This window comes from Nocardia sp. MH4 (genome assembly GCF_019266065.1).
Lineage (GTDB): Bacteria > Actinomycetota > Actinomycetes > Mycobacteriales > Mycobacteriaceae > Nocardia > Nocardia canadensis.
Map to the genome: position 1 here is coordinate 1 of NZ_LPNR01000018.1, position 7,715 is coordinate 7,715.

At 69.9% G+C, this 7,715-nt stretch carries 9 protein-coding genes and 1 pseudogene; 7 read left to right on the forward strand and 3 right to left on the reverse strand.

What is annotated here, in order from left to right; all coding sequences use genetic code 11:
* Nucleotides 1-542 (forward strand): annotated as a pseudogene (locus ATM97_RS00355) (pyridine nucleotide-disulfide oxidoreductase); the annotation flags it as partial.
* Between the two features lie 57 nt (nt 543-599).
* A complete protein-coding gene (locus ATM97_RS00360) occupies nt 600-1,466 on the forward strand; it encodes an amidohydrolase (RefSeq protein WP_218715886.1) in 867 nt (288 codons plus the stop codon).
* Between the two features lies 1 nt (nt 1,467).
* Here ATM97_RS00360 and ATM97_RS00365 read toward each other — a convergent pair whose 3' ends face one another.
* Nucleotides 1,468-1,950 (reverse strand): DUF456 domain-containing protein, encoded by a 483-nt coding sequence (locus ATM97_RS00365; RefSeq protein WP_218715887.1) that lies wholly within the window; start codon nt 1,948-1,950, stop codon nt 1,468-1,470.
* Nucleotides 1,951-2,158: 208 nt separating this feature from the next.
* On the opposite strand from ATM97_RS00365, the gene ATM97_RS00370 reads away from it, so the two are divergent.
* Nucleotides 2,159-3,253 (forward strand): CaiB/BaiF CoA-transferase family protein, encoded by a 1,095-nt coding sequence (locus ATM97_RS00370; protein WP_218715888.1) that lies wholly within the window; start codon nt 2,159-2,161, stop codon nt 3,251-3,253.
* 90 nt (nt 3,254-3,343) lie between these two features.
* Nucleotides 3,344-3,688: a hypothetical protein gene (locus ATM97_RS00375; protein WP_218715889.1), complete on the forward strand. Its 345-nt coding sequence runs from the start codon at nt 3,344-3,346 to the stop codon at nt 3,686-3,688.
* A 1-nt stretch (nt 3,689) separates the two neighbouring features.
* Here ATM97_RS00375 and ATM97_RS00380 read toward each other — a convergent pair whose 3' ends face one another.
* Nucleotides 3,690-5,192 (reverse strand): PLP-dependent aminotransferase family protein, encoded by a 1,503-nt coding sequence (locus tag ATM97_RS00380; RefSeq protein ID WP_218715890.1) that lies wholly within the window; start codon nt 5,190-5,192, stop codon nt 3,690-3,692.
* Nucleotides 5,193-5,253: 61 nt separating this feature from the next.
* On the opposite strand from ATM97_RS00380, the gene ATM97_RS00385 reads away from it, so the two are divergent.
* From ATM97_RS00385 to ATM97_RS00395, 3 genes are all read left to right on the forward strand, one after another.
* Entirely contained in the window at nt 5,254-5,538 is a 285-nt protein-coding gene (locus ATM97_RS00385) for a hypothetical protein (RefSeq protein WP_218715891.1), read from the forward strand.
* A gap of 47 nt (nt 5,539-5,585) precedes the next feature.
* On the forward strand, nt 5,586-6,149 hold the full coding sequence (locus ATM97_RS00390; protein ID WP_218715892.1) for a methylated-DNA--[protein]-cysteine S-methyltransferase: 564 nt from the start codon (nt 5,586-5,588) through the stop codon (nt 6,147-6,149).
* Between the two features lie 146 nt (nt 6,150-6,295).
* Complete coding sequence (locus ATM97_RS00395; protein WP_218715893.1) at nt 6,296-7,114, forward strand: alpha/beta fold hydrolase; 819 nt, start codon at nt 6,296-6,298, stop codon at nt 7,112-7,114.
* A gap of 74 nt (nt 7,115-7,188) precedes the next feature.
* Here the strand turns inward: ATM97_RS00395 and ATM97_RS00400 are convergent, their stop codons facing one another.
* Entirely contained in the window at nt 7,189-7,482 is a 294-nt protein-coding gene (locus tag ATM97_RS00400; RefSeq protein ID WP_218715894.1) for a hypothetical protein, read from the reverse strand.
* Between the last annotated feature and the right edge of the window lie 233 nt (nt 7,483-7,715).

A 7,715-nucleotide genomic window follows, 5' to 3' on the forward strand; every position in this document is an offset into this window, starting at 1 on the left:
AAAACGGCAAGGTCGTCGGTCTCAAGACCGAGCGCACCCAACTCGACGGCACCGGCAACGTCAAGGGCACCGGCGAGTTCAAGCAGTGGGACGTGCAGGCCATCTACCGCGCCGTGGGGTACCTGTCGCAGAACATCACCCAGCTGCCGTTCGACGACCAGGCGGGCACCGTGCCCAACGAGGCAGGCCGCGTGATCTCCGACGAGACCGCCGAAGGCTCGGCCCGCTTCATGCCCGCCACCTACGTGACCGGCTGGATCAAGCGCGGCCCGGTCGGCCTCATCGGCCACACCAAGGGCGACGCCAACGAGACCATCGCCTGCCTGCTCGACGACGCCAAGGACTTCGCCCCGGCGCCGCAGCCCGAGCTGGACGCGGTCACCACGTTCCTCGAGGGCAAGGGCATCCCGTTCACCACGTGGGCGGGCTGGTACCGCCTCGACGCGCACGAGCGCGCGCTGGGCGAGCCGGAAGGCCGTGAGCGCGTGAAGGTCGTGGAGCGCGAGGACATGCTGCGCGCTTCCGAGCCCAACAAGGTCTAGCCTCGGACGTCGGAGCCGAACTGTTCCATTCCGCCGAACTCGAGGCATTCTGTACAAGTGTTCGATGCCCACGTCCACATCATCGATCCGCGGTTCCCGCTGATCGAGAACGAAGGCTACCTGCCTGACCCCTACACCATCGCGGACTATCGAAAGCGTATGGAGCACTTCCATGTTCGCGGTGGTGCGGTGGTCAGCGCGTCGTTCCAGGGGTCCGACCAGTCGTATCTGAAGGCCGCGCTGGCGGCCCTCGGGGACGGCTGGGTGGGGGTCACCCGACTGGATCTGGATGCCACCGACGACGAGATCATCGAATTGGATCGCGCCGGCGTGCGCGCGCTGCGGTTCAACCTCAAGCGCGCCGCCGCCGACATCACCGAGATGACGTTGCAGGCGCTGCGCGCGCACGAGCTGGCCGGCTGGCACGTGGAGCTCTACATCGACGGCCAGATGCTGGCCTCGCTGCAACCGGTGATCTCCAAGCTGCCCGCGCTCTCGATCGACCACCTCGGCATGTCCGAGGAGGGCCTGCCCTACCTGCTGGACCTGGTCGATCGGGGCGCGAGGGTGAAGGCCACCGGTTTCGGCCGGGTCGACATGGACGTGGCCGAGACGCTGCGCCGGATCCACGCCGTCAACCCGGGCGCGCTGATGTTCGGCTCCGATCTGCCCGGCACCAGGGCGGGCAGGCCGTTCCGGGACGCCGACGTGGAACTGATCTGGCAGGTGGTCGGCGCCGACCTGCACGCCGTGCTCGAGGACAACGCCAGGGAGTTCTACCGGCTGCCGGTCGCGGACCGGCCTGCGGCCGATCCCCTGCCGACCACGCCGATCCCGCGCACCGACAACCCGACGGTGCCGATCCCCCGCGACGAACTGCCCGGCGCGGGCGAGCACACCCGCCCGCTGCCGGTCATCGAATAGCTCAGGCCAGGATCGCGCCGGTGAACCAGACACCGGCGGCGATCAGCGCGCCGAACAGCTCGACCAGCATCGACAGGCCGACGCCCTTGAGCGCGTGCAGCGTCGCGGGCCAGGCCAGGTCGTTGGTCTTGAGCCGGTACAGCTCGGCCAGGTACACACCGAGCACGAAGCCGATGAACAGGCCGACGATCGGGATGACGAAGAACCCGGCGACGCCGAGGATCGCGCCGCACAGCAGCGCCTTGTTCGACACCCCCGCGTCCCGCATCCGCCTGCCGGGCCAGGTGTACTTCACGACGCCGGAGATGACCAGCGCCACCGTGGCGATCGCGAGCACCGTCCATGCGGCGCTACCGCCGGTCATGAAGGCCCACACCGCGATTGCCGCGAAAATCAGGATGACGCCTGGCAGGATCGGAACGATCACACCGACGAGGCCGACCAGAATGACGAGGCCTACGATGACCTCACCCCACACGCTCACTACCGGGTTCCTCCCATTGTGACGCCGAGTCGCGCCACCCGGAATTCTCGCCCATGCCCTACCCGGCTCGCCATCCCGACGCTATTGTCGGAGTGTCAATACCGTTCGACGATGAACAGAGGTCAGGTGTGAGCGAGCCTTGGCGAGCGAACCAGAAGCACAGCGCGCGATCGCGCACGACGAAGCCGAGCGCCGGCGAGGTGCAGTCGTGAGCGAGTCCACCGCCAAGCAGGGGCCCCTCGCGGGTATCAAGGTCATCGAGCTGGCCGGCATCGGGCCGGGTCCGCATGCCGCGCTACTGCTGGCCGACCTCGGCGCCGACGTGGTCCGCGTGCAGCGTCCCGGCATGATGCCCGGATTCATGGAGCGCCCGCAGTGGCGTGGCCGCACCATCGTCGAGGCGAATCTGAAGGATCCCGCCGACGTCGCCAAGATCCTCGACCTGGTCGAGCGGGCCGATGTGCTGCTGGAAGGCTTCCGCCCCGGCGTCACCGAGCGCATGGGCCTCGGCCCCGACGACGCGCTGGCCCGCAACCCGCGCCTGGTCTACGGCCGGATGACCGGCTGGGGCCAGTACGGTCCGCTCGCCGATCGCGCGGGCCACGACATCAACTACATCTCGCTGACCGGCGTGCTCAACGCCATCGGCCGCAAGGGTGAGCGGCCGGTGCCGCCGCTGAACATGGTCGGCGACTTCGGCGGCGGCTCGATGTTCCTGGTGTTCGGCGTGCTCGCCGCGCTGGTCGAGCGGCAGAGCTCCGGGCAGGGCCAGGTGATCGACGCCGCGATGATCGATGGCGCGCTCGCCCTGTCGCACATGATGTGGGGCATGCGCGGGGTCGGTCTGTGGTCCGACGAGCGCGGCACCAACCTGCTCGACACCGGCATGGCCTTCTACGACACCTACGAGACCTCCGACGGCAAGTACATGGCCGTCGGCGCGATCGAGCCGCAGTTCTACGCCCAGCTGCTGGCCGGGCTGGAGATCGACCCGGAGGGTCTGCCGATGCAGCTCGACCCGAACGGGCAGGACCAGCTGCGCAAGCTGTTCGCGGACAAGTTCAAGACCAAGACCCGCGACGAGTGGGCGGCGATCTTCGACGGTACCGACGCCTGCACCACCCCGGTGCTCACCTTCACCGAGGCCACCGAGAATCCGCACATCGCGGCCCGTACCGGCCTGATCGAGATCGAGGGCGTCGTCCAGCACGCGCCCGCGCCGCGCTTCTCCCGCACCCCCGGTGGCGTGCCGACGCCGCCGCCGTCGGAGACGACACCGATCGAATCGGTCTGGGCTGACTGATTTCCCGGCCTGTCGTCGGTAGTCTCACCGACTATCGACGACAGGCCACGGATCCGAACCGGCCACCGGCCACCGAAGGTGCTCACCGCGTTGATCGCGGTCACCACCTTCGGCGCCGCGCTGCTCGCCTTCGCGGTGGCCGAGGCGCTGCTCGACGATCGCCAGGCGCAGCTCGCCGAATCCCGTTGCCGCAGTGACGCGCCGGTCCCCATCACGGTCAGTCTGCTCAACGGCCTGGCGGCCGGGCTGCTGGCGGCCACCACGATCGCGCTGGTGTGCCTGCTGATGCTGCTGTTCCGCTATCCGTCCCCGCGCGCCGCCGCCGTGCCGCTCACCACCGTCGCGATCGTGATCTCGACGCTGTTCATGCTCGGTGCCGGGTACGAGACGGTGCGTCCGCATCCGGCCACATACCACTCGTGCGGGTTCGGCTGACTCAGTAGCAGGTGAGCGGCTGTAGCGGATCGGCGGCGCGCGGGGTCAGCGCGTCGTAGGCGGCGGCGATCGACTTCACCGCCAGGCGCAGTTCGGCCTCGGGATGGGTGAAGGGCAGGCGCAGGAACCGCTCGAACGCGCCCTGGACGCCGAAACGCGGTCCGGCGGCGAGCAATACACCGTGATTGGGCGCGGTGGCCGCCAGGGCCGTGGAGACCGGGCTCGGCAGCTGCGCCCACACCGACATGCCACCGGCGCCGGGCACGATGTGCCAGCCGGGAAGATCCTCGGCGACCGCGTCCAGCAGGGCGGTGCGCTGGGCGCGCAACTGCTCGCGCCGCCGCTCCAGGATGGGCTCGGCGTGTCCGAGCAGGTGAACGGTGGCCAGCTGGTCCATCACCGGCGTGCCGAGGTCGACGGTGGCGCGGATGCCGAGCAGCTTGGTGATCAGCGCCTGGTTGGTGCGGATCCAGCCGACCCGCAGACCACCCCAGAACGACTTCGACGCCGACCCGATGGTGATGATCTCCGAGCCCTTCGCGAACGCGGCGACCGGCGGCGGCATGGCGTCGTCGGACAGGTTCAGCTCGCTCATCGACTCGTCGACGACGATGGTCATCCTGGTGTCGCGGGCGATGGCGGCCAGTTCGGCGCGGCCGTCGGCGTCGAGCAACAGGCCGGTGGGGTTGTTGAAGTCGGGGACCAGGTAGGCCAGCGTCGCCGCGGTCTGCCGGGCGGTGCTGCGCAGCCCGTCGAGATCCCACCCGGCGTGCGGCAACTCGGGCCGCAGCGGCACCGGGATCGGGCGGGCGCCGACATCGCGGATGGCTTCGATGGCGTTCGGGTAGCTGGGGTGCTCGATCAGCACGCGCGCGGCGGGCGAGGTGAGGACGTTGAGCAGCAGCCGCAGGCCGTGCTGGGCGCCGAGGGTCACCAGGATCTGGTCGGGCTCGGTGGGCAGGCCGCGGGCGGTATAGCGGCGGGCCAGCGCCTCGCGCAGCGCCAGCACGCCGACCGGGTCCATGCCGTGCGTGCCGAGAAAAGCCGGAATGCCTTGCAGTGCGGCCGAATACGCGTCGTGCAGCTCCGGCGGCGCCGACATCGCCGCGTAGGTCATGTCGATGGTCGGCAGTTCGGGCTGCGCCATCAGCGCCATGATGCCCCGGGTCGGCTTGGAGCCGTCGTGCTGGATGGCGGGCGGCAGCGCCACCGTGCTGCGCGAGCCCTGTCGGCTGATCAGGTAACCGTGCTCGCGCAGCAGCGAGTACGTGGAGGTGATGGTGGTGCGGCTGACGCCCAGGGTGGCGGCCAGATCCCGCTCGCTGGGCAGCGCGACGCCGAGCGGGGCGCGGCCGTCGTGGATCAGCAGCCGGATGGCCTCGGCCAGGGCCAGATAGGCGGGCCGGTGCGGACGGCGCTCGGGAGCGTCGCCGTCGGTTTCGGGGTCACGCCACCGCCCGAGGTCGCGGGCCAGGCCGGACGCGCCGATCACTCTTGTCGCCATGAAGTCCAGTATTCCGTAAGTGGATATTTCTCGGCAAGGCCAGTCGGAGGATTCTTACGTCATGACCACTTTCCTCGCCCTCGCCGTCGCCGCCGCCTTCGGGTACGCGGTCTACCACTTCTCCCCGAAACGCGGCGAACTGCCCTTCTGGCCCTTCCAGTACCTGCCGCACGACAGAGCCTTCGGCACCTACGATGAGCAGCGACTTTTCCGCGATCTGGACGCCGCGCGCGTGCACGAGGAGGAGCCGGTCGTCGAGGCGGCCGAGGCCACCGACGCCGATCCAGTCCAGTTGCCGAAAACTGGCCTTCTCTCCTCCGGTGAGCGCGGGCCACTCGCCGCGTGACCGGGGGCAGCCCCGAATCTGTCACCGGGTCGGCGCACACTGTGCTCATGAGTTCCGGAACCCGGACCGAACCGGTAGCCGCGGCACTGTTCGACACCGCGATCGGCCTGTGCGCCATCGCCTGGCACGGCGACACCGTCGTGAGGTTCCAGCTGCCCGAGGCGAGCGAGGAGGAGACGCTCGCCCGGATCACCAGACCGCTGGCCGGCGAGCCGGTCGTCGAGGACGAACCGGGACCCGTGATCACCGCGGCGATCACGGGTATCCGCGCGCATCTGGCCGGCACCCTGGACGCGCTGCGCTGGATCGACGTCGACCTCGGCGGAGTCCCCGAGTTCTACCGGGGCGTCTACGCCATCACCCGCGACATCGACCCCGGTCACACCCTCAGCTACGGCGACATCGCCACCCGTCTCGGCGCCCCCGGCTCGGCCCAGGCCGTCGGACAGGCGTTGGGCCGCAATCCCATTCCGCTGATCATCCCCTGCCATCGGGTCCTCGCCGCCGACCACGCGCTGCACGGCTTCTCCGCACCCGGCGGCATCGGCACCAAGGCCCGCCTGCTGGAGATCGAGCGCACGCCCGGCTTCGGCGAGCCGATGCTGTTCTGAACCGATGACTTCCTGAGTCCCGCGCCGTCTGCATGATCGGTGCCGCAACGCTCGGCACCCGGGGAAACCCGTGCCGACCTGCGATGGACCCGATCGCGTACCGTCGAGTCCGGTGGTCACACGGCCCGAATGCGAGAGGAACCACGATGCAGACTGTGACGTCGGCCGACGGCACCACGATTGCCTACGACCGGGTCGGGGACGGCACGGCGGGCACCGTCATCCTGATCGGCGGCGCGTTCAGCTTCCGCGAGTACTCGACGATGGTCGAGCTCGCGCAGACGCTGGCGGCCGACTTCGATCTCACGGTGCTCAACTACGACCGGCGCGGGCGCGGTGACAGCGCCGACTCCCCCGGCGTGTACGACGTGGCCAACGAGATCGCCGACATCGCCGCGCTGGTCGAGGTCGCGGGCGGGAAGGCGGCGCTGTTCGGCTGGTCCTCGGGTGCCGCGCTGGCGCTGCTGGCCGCGCGCGAGGTGCCGGGGGTGACCGAGGTGGTCGCGTTCGAGCCGCCGTTCGTCGTCGATCCGAAAGACCATGTGCCGCCGAAGGATCTGGCGGACAAGCTGCATCCGATGATCGCCGCGGACAAGCGGAACAAGACAGTGCGGTACTACATGACCAAGGCGATGGGCATGCCGTGGCTGATGGTCGGCGCGATGCGGATGACGCCCTTCTGGAAAAACCTTGCCGCGACATCGAACTCGACGGCCCACGACTGGGCGGTGATGCAGCCGTACATGCGCGGCAAGTCGCTCGATCCCGCGGACTGGAGCGACGTGCGGGTCCCGGTCCTCGTCCTGGCCGGCGACCGCACCTCCCCGATGCTCACCCGGGGCGCCAAGGCGGCCGCCGCGGCGCTGCCCTCCGCGACCTTCGCCGAACTGCCCGGCGTGAGCCACAATCCGAAGGTCTCGATCCTCGCCCCGGCCATCGGCGAGTTCCTCACCACCGCCCGCTGAGCGCGATCACGTCTCGATGCGGGTGTCGCGCGAGAGCGCACCCGCACCACAGCGTGGTGATCAGCCGTGGCTGATCACGGTGGCGGCGGGTGGTCGCGGTAGAACTGGCACGGCTCGCCGGTGAGGTAGCCGTCCATACAGGCGAAGTAGGTTTGGACGCAGGCGTTGCTGGTGCAGCCCGCGGTGTACAGCATTCCCCGGATGCGCTCGTTGCGTTGCTGCGAGGGCGCCAGGGTCTGCGCGGGCGGGAGTACCGAACTCACGGGCGCGGGACTGGGTGGCGGGGTGGTTTCGCTCGGCGACGCACAGCCGGACAGCACGGCGATCGTCAGCAGCGCCGACGAGGCCAGACCCGCGCGCACCGTCATCCGTCACCTCCGTCCGAGCCCGCCTCGACCGTACTACCGACGCGTCCGTGCTGCCCAGGCGGCCGCGAGCGGCGGCCCCGTCCCGATGGTCGAGTCCCGATCAGAGCGTGGCGCCGTAGCCGCTGCCGAGCACGCCGCCGACAACGGCGCCGCCGGCCGCGGCCGGAATACCGAGAGCCGCGGCCCCGGCGGCCGCTCCGACACCGGCACCGATCGCCGCGCCGGCACCGGTC